General features: G+C 70.3%; 19 protein-coding genes and 1 pseudogene. 16 read left to right on the top strand and 4 right to left on the bottom strand.

The annotated features are described in order from the left end of the window. Positions 1 to 50: 50 nt before the first annotated feature. The 3 genes from QIT00_RS34725 to QIT00_RS34715 form a co-directional block, all read right to left on the bottom strand. Positions 51 to 917: an amidohydrolase family protein gene (locus QIT00_RS34725; RefSeq protein WP_282539479.1), complete on the bottom strand. Its 867-nt coding sequence runs from the start codon at positions 915 to 917 to the stop codon at positions 51 to 53. Between the two features lie 61 nt (positions 918 to 978). Beyond that, on the bottom strand, positions 979 to 1,356 hold the full coding sequence (locus tag QIT00_RS34720) for an antibiotic biosynthesis monooxygenase family protein (protein WP_282539478.1): 378 nt from the start codon (positions 1,354 to 1,356) through the stop codon (positions 979 to 981). Between the two features lie 146 nt (positions 1,357 to 1,502). Continuing rightward, entirely contained in the window at positions 1,503 to 2,426 is a 924-nt protein-coding gene (locus QIT00_RS34715) for a DUF2797 domain-containing protein (protein WP_282539477.1), read from the bottom strand. A gap of 387 nt (positions 2,427 to 2,813) precedes the next feature. Here QIT00_RS34715 and QIT00_RS34710 point away from each other — a divergent pair, with 387 nt between their 5' ends. Further along, positions 2,814 to 3,608 (top strand): NUDIX domain-containing protein, encoded by a 795-nt coding sequence (locus QIT00_RS34710; protein WP_282539476.1) that lies wholly within the window; start codon positions 2,814 to 2,816, stop codon positions 3,606 to 3,608. Here the strand turns inward: QIT00_RS34710 and QIT00_RS34705 are convergent. Beyond that, positions 3,592 to 4,725, bottom strand: a complete 1,134-nt coding sequence (locus tag QIT00_RS34705) for a helix-turn-helix domain-containing protein (protein ID WP_282539475.1) — start codon at positions 4,723 to 4,725, stop codon at positions 3,592 to 3,594. The genes QIT00_RS34710 and QIT00_RS34705 overlap by 17 nt on opposite strands. A 746-nt stretch (positions 4,726 to 5,471) precedes the next feature. On the opposite strand from QIT00_RS34705, the gene QIT00_RS34700 reads away from it, so the two are divergent. The 15 genes and pseudogenes from QIT00_RS34700 to QIT00_RS34630 all read left to right on the top strand — a co-directional run. After that, positions 5,472 to 5,741: a DUF6284 family protein gene (locus QIT00_RS34700; protein WP_282539474.1), complete on the top strand. Its 270-nt coding sequence runs from the start codon at positions 5,472 to 5,474 to the stop codon at positions 5,739 to 5,741. Then, on the top strand, positions 5,738 to 6,184 hold the full coding sequence (locus tag QIT00_RS34695; RefSeq protein WP_282539473.1) for a Pycsar system effector family protein: 447 nt from the start codon (positions 5,738 to 5,740) through the stop codon (positions 6,182 to 6,184). Before QIT00_RS34700 ends, QIT00_RS34695 begins: the two co-directional genes overlap by 4 nt. Then, positions 6,181 to 6,850, top strand: a pseudogene (locus tag QIT00_RS39095) (protein spdB); the annotation flags it as partial. The gene QIT00_RS34695 and the pseudogene QIT00_RS39095, both read left to right, overlap by 4 nt. 445 nt (positions 6,851 to 7,295) lie before the next feature. Further along, the gene (locus tag QIT00_RS34685) at positions 7,296 to 7,679 is read left to right on the top strand and encodes an RRQRL motif-containing zinc-binding protein (RefSeq protein ID WP_282539471.1); all 384 of its coding nucleotides are present in this window, start codon (positions 7,296 to 7,298) and stop codon (positions 7,677 to 7,679) included. A 28-nt stretch (positions 7,680 to 7,707) separates the two neighbouring features. Continuing rightward, positions 7,708 to 7,950, top strand: coding sequence for a hypothetical protein (locus QIT00_RS34680; protein WP_282539470.1), 243 nt, complete (start codon positions 7,708 to 7,710; stop codon positions 7,948 to 7,950). Positions 7,951 to 7,975: 25 nt separating this feature from the next. Continuing rightward, positions 7,976 to 8,293, top strand: coding sequence for a hypothetical protein (locus QIT00_RS34675; RefSeq protein ID WP_282539469.1), 318 nt, complete (start codon positions 7,976 to 7,978; stop codon positions 8,291 to 8,293). Then, on the top strand, positions 8,287 to 8,466 hold the full coding sequence (locus QIT00_RS34670; protein ID WP_282539468.1) for a pRL2-8: 180 nt from the start codon (positions 8,287 to 8,289) through the stop codon (positions 8,464 to 8,466). The genes QIT00_RS34675 and QIT00_RS34670 overlap by 7 nt, the downstream gene beginning before the upstream one ends. Positions 8,467 to 8,468: 2 nt before the next feature. Beyond that, a complete protein-coding gene (locus tag QIT00_RS34665; RefSeq protein ID WP_282539508.1) occupies positions 8,469 to 8,771 on the top strand; it encodes a hypothetical protein in 303 nt (100 codons plus the stop codon). A gap of 105 nt (positions 8,772 to 8,876) precedes the next feature. Then, complete coding sequence (locus tag QIT00_RS34660; protein ID WP_282539467.1) at positions 8,877 to 10,997, top strand: FtsK/SpoIIIE domain-containing protein; 2,121 nt, start codon at positions 8,877 to 8,879, stop codon at positions 10,995 to 10,997. Between the two features lie 203 nt (positions 10,998 to 11,200). Further along, complete coding sequence (locus QIT00_RS34655; protein ID WP_282539466.1) at positions 11,201 to 11,656, top strand: hypothetical protein; 456 nt, start codon at positions 11,201 to 11,203, stop codon at positions 11,654 to 11,656. Positions 11,657 to 11,667: 11 nt separating this feature from the next. Beyond that, positions 11,668 to 11,832: a hypothetical protein gene (locus QIT00_RS34650; RefSeq protein ID WP_282539465.1), complete on the top strand. Its 165-nt coding sequence runs from the start codon at positions 11,668 to 11,670 to the stop codon at positions 11,830 to 11,832. Between the two features lie 360 nt (positions 11,833 to 12,192). Beyond that, complete coding sequence (locus tag QIT00_RS34645) at positions 12,193 to 13,104, top strand: bifunctional DNA primase/polymerase (RefSeq protein WP_282539464.1); 912 nt, start codon at positions 12,193 to 12,195, stop codon at positions 13,102 to 13,104. An 80-nt stretch (positions 13,105 to 13,184) separates the two neighbouring features. Then, positions 13,185 to 13,463: a hypothetical protein gene (locus tag QIT00_RS34640; RefSeq protein WP_282539463.1), complete on the top strand. Its 279-nt coding sequence runs from the start codon at positions 13,185 to 13,187 to the stop codon at positions 13,461 to 13,463. Next, positions 13,460 to 14,608, top strand: coding sequence for a DUF3631 domain-containing protein (locus QIT00_RS34635; RefSeq protein ID WP_282539462.1), 1,149 nt, complete (start codon positions 13,460 to 13,462; stop codon positions 14,606 to 14,608). The genes QIT00_RS34640 and QIT00_RS34635 overlap by 4 nt, the downstream gene beginning before the upstream one ends. Positions 14,609 to 14,788: 180 nt before the next feature. Further along, positions 14,789 to 14,979, top strand: a 191-nt coding sequence (locus tag QIT00_RS34630) for a helix-turn-helix domain-containing protein (RefSeq protein ID WP_282539461.1), incomplete at its 3' end; no start/stop codon positions are given.

The raw sequence follows: 14,979 nt of genomic DNA, 5'->3' as shown, positions 1-14,979 counted from the left end.
TGGCCCAGGGTCCCGGGGCACGGGACTGGCCCAGGGATGCGTGCCCCCTCTCAGAGTCCGGGCCCGAGCCCGAACAACCCCGCCCCGTTGTCATGGCACACCGCCCGCAGCCACTCCTCCCCGAGCCCGAGCCGCTCCAGGGCGTCGAGCTGATGGACGTACGGATACGGGATGTTGGGGAAGTCCGTGCCGAGCAGGATCCGGTCCCCCAGGTCGGCGAGCCGGGCCCGCTCCGCGGCGGGGAAGGGGCTGAGCCGCTCGCTGAAGTCCGTGAACGCCATCGTGGTGTCGAGCCGCACCTCCGCGTACCGCTCGGCCAGGTCCAGGAAGTCCGCGTACTCCGGCATGCCCATGTGCGCCACGATCAGCCGCAGCCGCGGATGGCGCGCGAGCACCCGCCCCACCGGCTCGGGCCCGGTGTACTTGCCCGGCTGCGGCCCGGATCCGCAGTGCATCACCACCGGCGTGCCGGACTCGGCGAGCAGGCCCCACGCCCGGTCGAGCCGCTCGTCCGCCGGATCGTAACCCCCCACCTGCACATGGGACTTGAAGACCCGCGCCCCCGCCTCGACCGCCTCGCGCACATACGTCTCCACGCCGTCCTCGGGAAACAGCGTGGCCGTGTGCAGGCAGTCCGGCGTACGCCCGGCGAACTCGGCGGCCCAGCCGTTCAGCCAGGACGCCATGCCGGGCTTGTGCGGATAGAGCATCGCCGTGAACGCCCGCACCCCGAACTCCCGCAGCACCGCGAGCCGTTCCTCTTCGTCCCGCCGGTACGCGATGGGCCACTCCATCCCGGTGAGCGGCCCGGCACTGTCGAAGTACGCCCAGACCTTGCGCAGCACCCGCTCGGGCATGAAGTGCGTATGGACGTCGACGAGCCCGGGCACCCCGAGCCGCTGCCAGAACGCCCGCACCTCGTCCCGCTCACGACGATCACTCTCACCCGTGCTACCCGTGCTACCCGTGCTATCCGTCCTACCCGTCCTGCCCGTCCTGCCGCACAAAGCCGTAACTCCTCTCCACCTTGCTGACGTGCACCGAGAAGCTCTCGTACCACTGCGCCTTGCCGCGCTCCTGCGCCGCGCGATGCTCCAGACGCGAACGCCAGTCCGCGATGGCGTCCTCGCTTTTGAAGTAGCCGACAGTGATGCCGAGCCCGCCCGGCGTCCGCGCCGACTCCACTCCGAGGAACCCGGGCACCTCCCGCACCAACTCCTCCATCCGCCCGGCCGTTTCGCCGTACCCCCTGTCCCCGGTCGTACGCAGTGACGTGAAGATCACGGCGTAGTACGGCGGCTCGAACGGCGGCAGAGGCCCGGCCTCCGGGGAGACGGAACCCAAATCAATGGTCATGCCACCCACTGTCGACACCAACCCCCGATCTGTCCACGGTGTTGGCGGTGTTGGTGATGTCGGCGATGTCGGCGGTGTGGGCGGTCGGGGGCGGTATCGGCGGCGGCGTCGCATCGGCATCGACATCGACATCGGCATCGGCGGCCTCAGAACAACCCACCCTGCACACCCCCGCTCTCCCCGTCCCGCGCGACCAGCGGATCCACCGGCACGCTCACCCCAGCCGCCCCCTCCGGCCCCTCCGCATCCACCGCGACGAGCTGCCAGCCGCTCAGCAGCCGCCCGTCCACGACCACGGTCCCGCCCCCGTCCCTCGGCCGCAGACACAGATCGGGCCCGGCCGCGCCCACGAGCCGCCCGGCGACCCCACCCCCGTCCACCAACTCCCGCACGACCCGCACCCCGGAGGCCTCGCCCATCCCGTCGAGCCCGAACACCCCTGACTGGTCGACCGGTTCGAACTCCATCCGCTCCAGGGACTCCGGCCAGCCGGTGAGCGCGACGGCCCGCGCATGGCAGTCCCGCAGCTCCGCCACGCGCGCGTCGAGCGGCGGCAGCACGAACCGCGCGGCCCGCTTGCGCGCGTACGGAATCCGGTCCGGCACCTTGAGCGCCGCCCCGAGCAGTTCCTCCGCCCGACGTGCCGCCATCAACGGCCCCCGCCCCAGCCACGCGAAGGCCACCGCCCCCTGCTCCTGCAACCGAGCCGGCCCCCGCCGCACCCCCGTGATCCCCACCTTCAGCAGCCCGGGCCCGAACCACGCCAGATACACGGCGTACGGCCGCTGGTCCCCGGCGTTGGTGTCCGCCGCGACGGAGAACGAGCGGTCGATCCGCGCACACTCCGCACACTGGTCCCGCGTCCCCCGCCCCGGCACCTCCGCCCCGGTCGGACACGGCGTACGCCGCCCCGCTCTCCACACCCCGACACAGCACCGCACCCCCCGCGCCACGAACGCCAACTCCAGCCCGAACCCGAGCACACTCCCCCGCTCACCCCGCCCCACCCCGAACCACCGCAGCTCCGGCCGCCCCTCAACCCACCGAACCCCCGCACAAGCCCACGCCATACCCCCAGCATGCTCCCCACCACTGACAACACAGCACCTGCCGACAGACAGACGCAGACAACAAAAGAGGCCCCGGACTCTCGTCCGGGACCTCTCAGGCTGTGCACTCGGCAGGATTCGAACCTGCAACCTTCTGATCCGTAGGCGGGTGCGCCGTCGTTTTGGATCACTTGAACGTCACGTACGGCGGGCACGCCACCACCCGTGGAACGGCCGCCAAGGTCGCCGCTGTGCGTCGTTGTACGCCCGTGTTGATGTCAGCAGCTGATGTCAGCGATGGGCTTGCTGCACCCCGCTACTACCGCAGATGAAGCCCAACCTGGAGGCTGTGTGAAGCTGGTCCAATACGCTGGTACGCGCCACCTCAGGACGGAGAGTGCCCCTCGGATGGGACCGAACTCGACAACCGCCTACGAGACGATCCTCGCGCGCATCGCTTCAGGCGAATACGCCCCGGGCGAGAAGATCCCGTCGGAGCGCACGCTTGAAGATGATCCCGGCATTCCTGTCCGCCGTACGGCGCTGCGGCAGGTGCTGGCGCGACTCGTGTCCGAGGGTGCCCTAGAGGTCTTCGGGCGGAGTTCCTACCGGGTACCCGGAGGCGTGAGCGTCACCGAGCCCGAGGGGCTGGAACCCTGGCGTATCCACGGCGAGCGCGACCTGTACGACAACCGCTGGGTCAAGCTTCAGCTCTGGGACGTGGAGCCGCCCGGCATGGAGCGCTTCGAGCACCACGTGGTGAAGCTCCACCACGTCGCCGTCACCGCCGTTCTGGATGATCAGGACCGGGTGCTGATGATGTGGCGGTACCGCTTCGTACCGCAGCAGTTCGGTTGGGAGCTTCCGGGCGGGATCGTCGACGAGGGCGAGGACGCTGCGGACACCGCCGTGCGCGAGGTCGTCGAAGAGACGGGATGGCGCCCGAAGTCGGTGGAGCGCATCGCTTCGTATCAGCCCATGGTCGGCATGGTCGACTCGCCTCACGACATCTTCGTCGCGCACGGAGCTGAACAGGTCGGCGAACCGACCGACCTGGAGGAAGCCGGGCACATCGAGTGGGTGCCGCTGGCCGACATCCCCGCCCTGATGGCCCGTGGCCAGTTGCTGGGCTCGGGCACCCTCGTCGCCCTGCTCCACATCCTGGCGAACCGCGGCAAGCCGGGACTCACAGCTTCGAGCTGAGCATGTCGACCCGACGGCGCTGCCGCACCGAACCGGTGCGGCTCGCCAGGAGTCGCGCCTGTCGCAGGTGGGTCTGAGCCTCGTCGTACTCCTCGCGTGCCAGGTGCGCTTGGACGAGGTCGGAGTGGAGGCCAGCCTGTGCGCGCACGAACGTCGGATCTACCACTTCCAGCGCGCCATACAGGCTGGTCACAGCCTCACCGTCGCCGAGCAGCGCGAGGACGTTTCCGCGCCACCGGCTGAGGTGCGCGTCGTTCAAGAAGATGCTCAGCATGTCCGGGTCACGATCCTCGGGCCCGGCCGGGATGGCCGCCCCCGCCGCTTCAAGCGCGCGGCGGCAGTCGTCGCCCAGGCCGACGTGAGCGCACAGCTCAGCCTCGGCGGAATGGAGCCATGCGCGAAGGCGCGGAGACCCAGCCAAGCCGAGAGAGCGCTGAGCATCCCGAACCAGCTCCAACCCGAGTGCCGGCCGCCCGGCCTCGCTGAGCACGTACGCCTGCTCTGCCTTCGCATGGGCCAGGTACATCGGGGCTTCGGCATCGTGTGCGGCTCGCTTCGCCAACTCATAATGCTGCCAGGCGCGTTCGATGGCACCCGAGTCGATCGCTTGCCACGCGGCGAGCGTTGAGGCACCAGCCAACGCCAGGGCTACGGGCTTGCGCGCATTGGGGAGGACCGCGAAGTTCAGCGCCTCTTCGAGGTCGCCGAGGTGCGCCGTCATGCGGTCAACGAGGTGGGCCGCACCCCTACTTCGGTCCATCTTCCGCAGAAGCTCTGTCTGGTCGTTGAACGCGTCGACCATGTCCGCGCTGACGCTTCTGGCGGCGTCGATTCGGCTCAGGAGTTCGTCGTACCCGTCCGCCATCGGCAGCACCGGCGCAACGGCCCCTCGCCCCCGCAGCTCCTCGTCCGTACAGCCGAGCAGCGGGCGGAGGATCGCCGCGTAGCGGTCCGAGATGGTGCGCTTGCCGTTCTCCCACTCGGAGACGTACACCCGCAAACTCGCGGTCGAAGCAACGTCGGTGACGTGCTGTCGGGCGTACCGCTCGATCTCGTGAATCAGCCGCTCCTGCGACCAGCCGCGCGCCTTGCGCGCATCTCGTAGTCCCGAACTCACAGGCCACCGCCCGGGGATAGGTCCACTCGCTGACTTACCCAGCATGCCTCACATCCCCGCAGGTCAACAGCCCTTAACCCAACTGGTGTTAAGGGCTGTTGGCTACCGGGACCCATGCCCGCAGAGGTCTTCTGGATGTGCACCGAGGCGAGCGATCACCACTCGTATCGACGAGACCGCTTGACTCTGGTGCGCACCAGATGTCAACCTATTGGTGCGCACCAGATGAGGGATCGCTCCCGATTCTCGGTGTGCAAAGGAGCGGGCCACCACGCGCCGCTCAGCCGCAGAAGGCGGGGACGCTGCAATCCCGCTGAAGGCCAGGCAGAACAGGGGCTTTGCCCCGTACTGGCGAGGTGGCCCGGCGACCGCGAGCAACGGCCGGAGAGTGGGGACGAGGTCCCCCTTGCAGTGCATATCCCCTGTTCAGCGACCTGAAGGAGTCGAAGAAGTGAGCCAGTTACATACGTGGGCGTCGCCATGACAGACCGGCAGGGCGGCGCCGCTCAGTTCCTCGCGCGTCAGTGCCCTCGGGCCTGGCGGGCGGCCGGTCATCTTCCACCGACTCGCGGCGGCTAGCGCCGCGCCGGTTGCCTCCTCTGCCCGTCCGGCCGCCCTGCGGGGCGAGTCGTACGGGCGGGGCTGAGGGGAGCCGGATCGTCCGACCTCAACGGCGAGCGCCCCCGGAGCTGCAACTCCGGGGGCGCGGTAGGGCCGTTGCTCGCTTGCTAGGGAGAACACGACCCATGAAGGACATCGCTGCACGTCAGACGGTCGTTACCGTCGACCTGCTCGACCGCGAGCCCACGGCTGCGGAGCTGAACGCGGTCGAGCGGGAGATGCCGGTCATCCTGGCCGGTGTCGACCTGCTCGACGCGCTGATCGTCACCCTCGACCGCGCCCCGAACGAGCTGGACGAGCGCCGCATCCGCCGCGCCCGCCGCCGGGTGCTCGCCGCCCGCCGCGACCTGGCCAACACGGCCGTCGCCTCGGTCCAGTTGGGCGGTGCGGCGTGAGCGCCACCGAGACGCAGTTGAAGGCCGCGCACGCTGAGGTGAAGGCGGAGATCACGCGGACCGACACGAAGACTGGCCTGTTGCTCGCGTTCATCGGCGCGGTGCTCGCCGGTACGTGGAGCGCGGGCAAGGACCTGCCCCTGACCGTCTACACGCTCGTACCCGGGCTGGTCGGCATGGCGCTCCTCGTCGGCGCCGCCGGTCTCCTGCTCGCCTCGGTCCGCCCCAACCTGGGCGGTGACCACGGCTTCCCGCTGTGGGCCCGGCTGAACGCCGAGCAGATCCGCGCCACCGTGGCGACCGACCCGGCCGAGGACATCGCCGGTCTCTCCCGGATCGCGGTCAGGAAGTTCACCGGCCTGCGTCGCGCGGTGGACCTGACCCGTATCGGCGGCGGCCTCCTCATCCTCGCCATCCTGATCGCGCTCGGGGGTGCGGCATGAGGGCCAAGACGATGCTGCCCGCCGCCGCGATGACGGCAGTTTCTATGGTGCTCACCCTCGCCGTGGTCGTGATGTGGCTGGGCAGTGCGATGCCGTGGTGGATCGCGCTCGTCGTCGGCCTGGGTCTTGACGGGGGATGGCTGGCCGATCTCGCCTACGAACGCCGCCTCGCCGCCCAGGGCGACCACAACCGCACGGTCACGGCCGTCGGCTGGTGCTTCGGCCTGCTCGCGACCGGCGTTCTGGTCGCGCACGCGCTCACGGTCGAGGAGTCGACGGCAGCGTGGCTTGCTGTCTCCTGGCTGCCGCTGGGCGCTAAGGCGCTGTGGCTGGTGCACGGGCTGTGGGAGCGCACCGCTCTGACCGGTGCGGCCCTGGAGTCGATCCGATCGATCCGCCAGGACGCCCGCGACCAAGCCGCCGTTGCCCGTGCCCGACTGCGGGCCCAGGCCGGTGCCGAGGAGACTCGACTGACGGCCGTTACCGAGGCCGGAGCGCGCGTCGCCCGCGTCCAGGCGCAGACCGCCAGCGATCTGGCAAAGGCGTGGTCGACCCTGGAGAAGGCCCGTGAGGGCGAGTCGACCAGTCGGGCACTCACGAGCGTCACGGATCGGGTTACCCCTGGTTGGGACCTGCCGGTCTGGGGCCCGACCGAGACCGTCCCGACACCGGACGCGAATGCGGAGGAATCTACCGAGACCGAGAGGAAACGGTCTACGGCTGACCTGGGCGAATCGACCGCCGAGCCGGTCACTGTGGACCTGACTCGGCTGCCCCGACCGGTGCCGGTGGACTTCCTGAAGTCGGCCGGATCGGTCAAGCCGCTGCCCACGATCGAGTCGGCCCCGGTCGCCTCGATCGAGACGCGTGCGCTGGCCGCCGAGTCGACCCGATCGCGTCGGGCGACCGGTCGGGTCCCGGAGGTCGCCCGATCGCCTCGACCCCGGCGGACGCCGGATCAACTGCTCGCCGAGGCGCGGGCCGCGACGGTCGATTGGCCGGAGGGGAAGCTGACCGCCGAGGGCATCCGCCGTGAGGTTCACACCTCGCCTGCGAACGCCCGCACGCTGCGCGAGACCCTGCGGGCCGAGCGCGGCCTTGAGACCGCCTCATGACCGCCTACGGCAAGTGCTTCGACCCGACCGGCGCCCGCCACGGCATCCCGACCTACCCGTGGCGGTACGCCCCGGACGGCTACGCCACCCGCCGCCAGCTCCGCGAGCTGGGGTTACGGCCGGGCGGCCAGCCGGTAGCGGCGCAGCTCATGCGCGTCTCGCGCCGCCGCAAGGCGGGCGTCGCCGTGGCCTACCTGTACCGCGTCGACCTCGCCAAGCCGGTCCGGCCGATGACGTCGCGGAAGTGGGGCGCGCTCGCGCTGGCGATGCTCGCCCGCCGCACCTGCCCCGTCTGCCGGATCACCTACAGCTACTGCCTGCCGACCTCCCTCGGCATGTGCCTGCACTGCCACCAGAACGAAGAACAGCGCGCCGCCTGAACCCCCTGACCAGCCAAGGAGATTGACCGTGCCCACGCACACCCAGAAGACCACCGGCACCGCTGTCCAGGCTCAGGGCTCCCACTGCTGGGTCCTCACCCTGGAGCTTCCCGGCCGGATGTCCACCACGTCGCACGGGGCGTTCACGCCGCCGTCCAACTGGACCCGCTACGACGCCTTCATGGCCATCAAGGACGAGGTCGCCAGGCAGAACCCGGAGCTGACCAACGCCAACGTCGTGTTCTTCTCCATCGAGCCCAACCAGCTCTGACCAGACCGCGAGAGGAGAGAACTCCATGGGTAAGCCCAACACCCGTCGTCTGGACCGTGAGATCCAGGCGTTGACGCGCAAGCTCGAAGCGGTCCAGGAGCGTGAGCTGTGGCCGTTGACCGGTGCCGAGCGGCGCCAGGTCCTGTCCGCCGTGGTCAGCGGCTCGTACCGGGTCGCGAAGAACAAGAGCACCAGCCGCGCCGAGACCAAGGCGGAGACCGCCTGGAACTCGGCGCAGATCCGCCTCACCGCCGAGATCACCGCCCTGCAGACCGAGCGGGCGCGGCTCGTGACCGAGGCCGCCACCGCCAAGGCGGCCAAGAAGTCCTCGGGCTGGTGGTGACCGTGTCCGCCACGGCCACGCCGCCCGGCGAGTGCCCGCAGTGCTGGCAGCACGCCCACGACCGGCGCGCACACCGCCAGCTCGGCCCCCGCGAGGACTGCCCGCAGTGCGTCGACCACATGCGCAACGGCTGCCCCAACCGGGTGCCCAAGAAGACGTCGGGCTGGTGGTGAGCATGGACCACCGCTGCCCCGCCGCCCACCCGGAAGACCCCACGGCCTGCGCCGGTCCGGTCGTCGTGACCGTGCTGGACGCGCAGAACGCGGGGGCGGACGGCTGCGAGCACCACGCCGCGCGCCTCCTGGCCAGCCTGGAACGTGGCCGCGTCTACCCGCTGCCTCACGCCCCGGCCGGTGCCGCCATTCGCGTCTTCAAGGCTTCCGACGGCATCCGCCCGTTCTGCTGGTACGAGAACGCTCCGCGCACCGAACTGTCCCAGCTCAGCCGCGCGGAGAACCGCGCACGGCACTGCCGCTGACCTGCCCGCGGCTGCTCGTCGGGGTGGCCGTACCTGCCACGGACCCGGCCACCCCGACGCCTCCCTAACTCCCGCCCCTCTCAGGGCAGTCAGGAGACCCTCAGCATGAGTGAGAACGTCGTCCAGCTCCACAAAACCCCCGAACCCCCGTCCCCCGAGGCGTCCGTGACCACCCTGACCGTGGTGCCCGACGCCCCCGCCAAGCGAGTGCCACTGTGGGTGCGCTCCGGCAAGGCCATCAAGCGGGCCGCGACGCACGACCACACCGCGAACGCAGGCCGGTTGGCGGTTCGGCACTCCATGTACGTGGTCGGCGGCACCCGGATCATGGGACGCCGGGCGTGGGACGGCCGTACCGGCGCCCGCTACGAGCGCATGCTCCGCGCCGCCGAGGCCCAGGGCAACTACGAGGTGGGCGCCGAGTGGGAAGAGCGGTTGCAGCGCTTCCGCGAGGCGCGCCACCGCCGCCGCATGGACCTGCTCACTGCTCCCGTCGACGCCGCCAAGGGCGCCTTGGTCGGAACCGGCATGGGCATCGGTGGCCTGATCGCGCTCGGGGTCGTGCTGGCCATCGCCAACGAGGACTTCGCCGACGTCGTCACCCCGCTGATGGCCGTGATCGAGTTCATCCGGCTCCTCATCACGATCGTGCAGGTGGTGTGGGGTCCGCTGATCACGATCGGCCCGTTCCTCGCCCTGCTCGCCCTGTGGGCCGTCGGCCGCAAGCAGCAGGCCGCCCCGAACTGGGCCCTGCCGGCCAACGTCCGGAGCACCGAAGGCGAGCCCATTACCCCGTCGATCGTGGTCAAGGCCCTGCGCGACCTAGGCGTCGCACAGCTCAGGAACGCCATCAAGGAGATGGGCGACGCCGGGGCGAGCATGCTCGGGCCGATCCGGATGGCCGGATGCGGTGTCGAAGTCGATGTCACGCTCCCGTCGGGGGTGTCGACGGTTGAGGTGCAGGACCGGCGGCGCAAGCTGGCCGAGAACCTGTCCCGGCACGAGCACGAGGTGTTCATCACCCTCCCCGAGGCCGCCCGCACGGTGAGGCTGTGGATCGCTGACTCGGGTGCGCTGGACGAGCCGATCGGCCCGTCCCCACTGGTCACCGACGAGACGATGACCGCCGACTACAAGACCGGCAAGGCACCTTGGGGCCAGGACCTGCGCGGCGACGGCGCGAACTTGAGCCTGTACCAGCGCCACTTGCTCGTCACCGGCACGTCGAACCAGGGCAAGACCGCTGCTCTTCGTGCTCTCGCGCTGTGGCTCGCGCTGGACCGGTCGGTGCAGTTCTGGATCGCCGATCTCAAGGGTGTGGGCGACTGGGCCATGTTCGACGGCATCGCCCAGGTCCTGATCGAAGGCCCCTCCGACGAGCACGTCATCCAGGCGACCGAAATGGTCGAGGACGCGGTGGAGGAGATGAACCAGCGGATCGAGGCGCGCCGACAAGATCCCACCGTTGTGTTCCCGCCGCTGTTCGTCGTGGTCGACGAAGCGCAGCTCGCGTTCATGTGTCCGGTCGTCGGCGACGACAAGCGCCCCTACGGCGGGTCCAAGGCCACCTCCCGGTACTTCATGGCCGTCCGCAGGATCCACAACCAGGGCCGCGCGGTCGACGTCATGATGTGGCAGGGAACGCAGGACCCGACCGACCAGAACCTTCCCAAGCTGGTCCGCGAGGGCGCCCACACCCGTGCCTCCCTCGTCCTGGGCACCGAGTCCCAGGCCCGCATGGCGCTCGGAGACAAGGCCATCGACGGCGGCGCAGCGCCGCACCTGCTGCGCATGGGCCTGGACAAGGGAACGCTCGTGGTCGCCTCCGACGGCATCGACAAGCCCAAGGGACAGGCATCGATCACGGTGCGCACGCACTTCATCGACGACGACCCGGCCGCCGAGATCGCGGAGCGTGCCAAGGCCCTGCGCGACGGGGCAACGACCCTGCGCGTCATCGAGCGCGATGAGCGCGACCCGCTCGCCGACATCGCGGCTGTCATCGGCGACGCCGCGCGGATGCGTACGGACGAGGTCCTGAAGCGGCTGCACGCCCTGGACGCGGCCGTCTACCGCGCGTGGAACAACGGCCGCCTAAAGCGGCTGCTCGAAGAGCACGGCGAGGAGCCGAAGAAGTCCCACGGGGTCATGGTCGTCCGCGCCGACGACGTCGCCCGGGCGCTCGCCAACCGCGACACAGACGGTTCCGCTTCCACCGCCAGGTAGCGGGGAGGAACGGCCCCGGGCGCGGGGAGGCGGGGAGAACTCCCCAACCACCTCCCCAGGCCCGCCTCCCCGCACTGATCAGCACAAACATCACTGCGGGGAGGCGGGGAGGCACCCCAGGTCAGCCCCCGAAACACCCCTCCACACATGCCCACAAGGGGGGTGCCTCAACCTCCCCGAACCCCGCTCGGAAGGGATTCCGCGTGCTCCCCGAACACTCCACGCCCGACCGGCTCCAACAGTCCCTGGCGGCCCATCAACCGGCCCCGATCCACGTCGTTCAGGCCGCTCCGCTCGTGCCCGTTCAGCCGGGCCAGGTGCCCACGGTGCAGACCATCGTGCTCCCCGACGGCCGCGCCGTCACCGGCTACGCCATCGAGCCCGCCAAGCCCGAACCGCACTCCGCGAAGCCCGCGGTGTCGCGTACGGCGGTGAACGTCGCACTCGGCGGCATCGGCTTCGCCGCCGCCTGCGGCGGCCTCCTGGTGCTCACCACGTTCATCACCGCCCTCGCCGCGCTCGTGCAGCAGCTCATCATCCTCGCCGCCGTCATCTTCGGCGGCTGGATCGCCGCCCAGGTCCTCGGCGGCGGCAAGGACGGCGGAACGGTCGTGAACATCCGCAAGGCCATCTTCAAGCGCAGCCACTTCCACAGCTGAGAGGGACCCGCATGGACGACGAAACGTACTGCGACGCATGCGCCGACTACGGATGCCGGGGCCACCAGGGCTGCGACGAGTGCGGCGGTGAGATCTGCAACGAGTGCCTCGGCTGCGACTGCGAGCAGTACGAGTGCCCCGGCTACACCGCCCACGCCACCGGCACCGACGCGTAGCGACGGCCCGGGCCCCGCCTTCGCCACCCCCGGGGCGAAGACCCCACGGCGAAGAGTGTCTTCGCCTACAACTTGCTCGGACACTCCGAGCCTCCATCTTGCTCCTGCTTGTTGCCTCGTATCAGCGGCTCGCTGCCGCCTGGTTGAGGCCGCAGGGCGGGCGGATTGTAGGGGCGAAGTCCCGGTTACCGAAACCGGTGATTCTCCAGATCCTGGAACCAGAAAGCGACGGCTGGCCGCCGAACGGCCTTGCCTCGCCCTGCCCATGTCCAGACACACCCGGGGCGACCGCTCTCTCGCCAAAGAACTGCGGTCGCCCCGGCCAACCAGCCCATCACAGACCTGTTGGAGGTCCCCAGCATGACCCAATCCCCCGACAATCCGCGAGCGTCCCTCCTGGACGCCGCCCTGAGCGCCGCCGAGCGCGGCTGGCACGTCTTCCCGCTCCGCCCCGACACCAAGCGCCCCGCCCTGCACGGCGAGGCCACCTGCCCCCGCACCGGACCGTGCGTCAGCGGGCACGCGAAGTGGGAGCAGCGCGCCACCCTCGACCCTGACCGCATCCGCGCCGCGTGGTCGACGGACGCGTTCAACGTCGGCATCGCCACCGGCCCTTCCGGGCTACTGGTCGTCGACCTCGACGTGCCGAAGGACAAGGGCACTTCGGACGCCCCTGACGGGGCGACGACCTTCAAGGCGCTCTGCGAGCGCGTCGGACAGCCGGTGCCCGATACCTACCGGGTGCGGACTGCGAGTGGTGGAGAGCACCTTTACTTCACCGCCCCGACCGGTATCCGTCTGGCCAACACGGCAGGCTCGCTCGGCGCATTGGTCGACACGCGAGCGTGGGGTGGCTACGTCGTCGGCTCAGGCAGCATCACCGCCCAGGGCGCGTACGAGGTCATCGCCCCGATCCCGGTCACGGAGCTTCCGGCCTGGCTGCTGGTCACTCTGCGAGCGCCCGCCCCGTCCCGCCCGGCGCCCTCGATCGCTCCGGCCCGGAACGCCTCGCGGTGCGCCCAGGTCGCCCTGGAACGGGAGAGCGCGGGCGTCGCGGCGGCGGTCGAGGGCCAGCGGGAAGCCACCCTGTTCAAGTCCGCCCGCGCCATGGGGCGGTTCGTGGCCTGGGGCGACATCCCCCGTCACGAGGTCGAGGAGGCTTTTCAGGTGGCGGGAGAGTCGGCGGGCCTCAAGCCGCACGAGTGCCGCTCCACCCTGCGCAGCGCCCTGGACTGGTCGATCCGTACGGCCCGGCCTCGGGAGGCGGCGTGAGCGTCCCCCCTCCCCTGAAAAGCCTTACCTCCACCGCCACTCGGCCGCTGGCCGCTCCACAGCCTGCGGACACTGCGGCCGTGGGCGCCCCGAAGGGCGGCGCCGAAGGCGTCATTCCAGCTCTTCGCCCTGACCCGCACCCGGCCAAGTCACCTCGCCCCGACGGGCGTTATCCGGTCGCCTGGCTGCACATCTGCGCCCCACGCGACGCCGTACCCACCGCCACCTCGCGCTGCGAGTGCGGACGCGACCGCTCAGCCATCGGCCGACACCGCGTCCTCGCCCTCATCGAGGACCACGCCGCCCACCGCAGCACGTGCCCCTTGCGCGTTCCCCAGGAAGGAAGGGCCGCCGCATGACCGACCCCATCGACGGCGCCGCGCTGCTCGACGAGGTGGAAGCCTTCCACCGCCGCTTCAACATCTTCCCCACCGAAGCCGGATACGTCGCGGTCACCCTGTGGGACGCACACGCCCACCTGCTCGACGCGTTCGACTCCACCCCGCGGCTCGCGTTCCTGTCCCCCGAGCCGGGGTCAGGCAAGTCTCGGGCCCTGGAAGTGGTGGAAACGCTCGTGCCGCGTTCCATGGCGGCCGTGGACGCGTCCGCCGCCGCCCTGTTCCGGTCTGTCTCCGGCATCGACGGCGGGCGGCCCACGATCCTGTACGACGAGATTGACACCGTCTTCGGCCCAAAGGCCGGAGAGAACGAACAACTCCGAGGGTTCCTCAACGCCGGACACTCACGTGGGCGCCCCATGTACCGGTGCGTCGGGGACGGCTCCAACCAGCAGGTGCAGGGCTTCCCTTCGTTCTGCGCGGTGGCCGTCGCGGGACTCGGCAATCTGCCGGACACGATCACGACCCGGGCCGTCATCGTCCGGATGCGCCGACGGGCGCGCAACGAGAAGGTCGAGCCCTTCCGGACACGCCTCCACGTGGCCGAGGGGAACAAGCTCCGTGACCGCCTCGCCAAGTGGGCCGAGAGCGTTCAGGAACAAGTCACCAGCGTGTTCCCGGAGCTGCCCGACGGCGTGGCCGACCGGCCCGCCGACGTGTGGGAACCCCTGATCGCCGTCGCGGACGCAGCCGGTGGACACTGGCCCGACCGCGCCCGGGAAGCTTGCCTCGCGTTCGTCAACGCGTCCCGCGTCAACGACAAAGGCAGCCTCGGCATCCGCCTCCTGACCGACCTGCGCGACCACGTCATGGTCGGCATCGACCGCCTGCCCACCATCGCCATCCTCGACCGGCTCAACGCCCTCGACGACGCCCCCTGGGCCGACCTCAACGGCAAGCCGCTCGACAACCGGCGTCTGTCCCGGATGCTCTCCGAGTACATGACGGCGGACAACGAGCCGATCGCCTCCCGCAACATCAAGACCGCCGGGAGCGTCCTCAAGGGCTACTACGCGGCCGATCTCACCGACGCGTGGGCGCGCTACTGCCCGCCGCCCCCGGAAGGTCCGCTACCTCCGCTACCAGGCACCGAAAACACGGCCTGACCAGCAGCGATCCGGTAGCGGGAAGCGACCCCGCTTCCCGCTACCGCGCCGCTACCCATCCGCTACCGCTACCCCTTCCCGCTACCTCCGACAGGCCCCTGACCTGCGAGGTAGCGGAGGTAGCGGAAGTAGCGGACTTCAAGGGGCCCGGGCGGGCCCCTTCCCCTCCTGGAGGTCTGCGTGCTCACCGCCGTACCCACAACTCCCGAAGCCCTGACCGTTCCTGAGGTCATGAAGGCCCTGCGCCTCAGCCGCTTCAAGGTCTACGACCTCATCCGCTCGAACGAACTCCCCAGCATCAAGATCGGGCGCGCCCGCCGCATCCCGGTCGACAGCGTCCGCGCTTTCCTGCGCGATCAATTGGAGGAAGC

It is taken from the genome of Streptomyces luteolus (genome assembly GCF_029968015.1).
Lineage (GTDB): Bacteria > Actinomycetota > Actinomycetes > Streptomycetales > Streptomycetaceae > Streptomyces > Streptomyces luteolus.
The sequence above is the reverse complement of the archived record's forward strand: the minus strand, read 5'-3'. Positions and strand labels throughout refer to the sequence as shown.

Excerpts from the sequence above, each read along its gene's own strand:
- QIT00_RS34710 (WP_282539476.1), top strand. The coding sequence starts at position 2,814 with ATGGGACCGAACTCGACAACCGCCTACGAGACGATCCTCGCGCGCATC.
- QIT00_RS34685 (WP_282539471.1), top strand. The coding sequence starts at position 7,296 with ATGACCGCCTACGGCAAGTGCTTCGACCCGACCGGCGCCCGCCACGGC.
- QIT00_RS34665 (WP_282539508.1), top strand. The coding sequence starts at position 8,469 with ATGGACCACCGCTGCCCCGCCGCCCACCCGGAAGACCCCACGGCCTGC.
- QIT00_RS34700 (WP_282539474.1), top strand. The coding sequence starts at position 5,472 with ATGAAGGACATCGCTGCACGTCAGACGGTCGTTACCGTCGACCTGCTC.
- QIT00_RS34650 (WP_282539465.1), top strand. The coding sequence starts at position 11,668 with ATGGACGACGAAACGTACTGCGACGCATGCGCCGACTACGGATGCCGG.
- QIT00_RS34645 (WP_282539464.1), top strand. The coding sequence starts at position 12,193 with ATGACCCAATCCCCCGACAATCCGCGAGCGTCCCTCCTGGACGCCGCC.
- QIT00_RS34660 (WP_282539467.1), top strand. The coding sequence starts at position 8,877 with ATGAGTGAGAACGTCGTCCAGCTCCACAAAACCCCCGAACCCCCGTCC.
- QIT00_RS34675 (WP_282539469.1), top strand. The coding sequence starts at position 7,976 with ATGGGTAAGCCCAACACCCGTCGTCTGGACCGTGAGATCCAGGCGTTG.
- QIT00_RS34715 (WP_282539477.1), bottom strand. The coding sequence starts at position 2,426 with ATGGCGTGGGCTTGTGCGGGGGTTCGGTGGGTTGAGGGGCGGCCGGAG.
- QIT00_RS34635 (WP_282539462.1), top strand. The coding sequence starts at position 13,460 with ATGACCGACCCCATCGACGGCGCCGCGCTGCTCGACGAGGTGGAAGCC.
- QIT00_RS34720 (WP_282539478.1), bottom strand. The coding sequence starts at position 1,356 with ATGACCATTGATTTGGGTTCCGTCTCCCCGGAGGCCGGGCCTCTGCCG.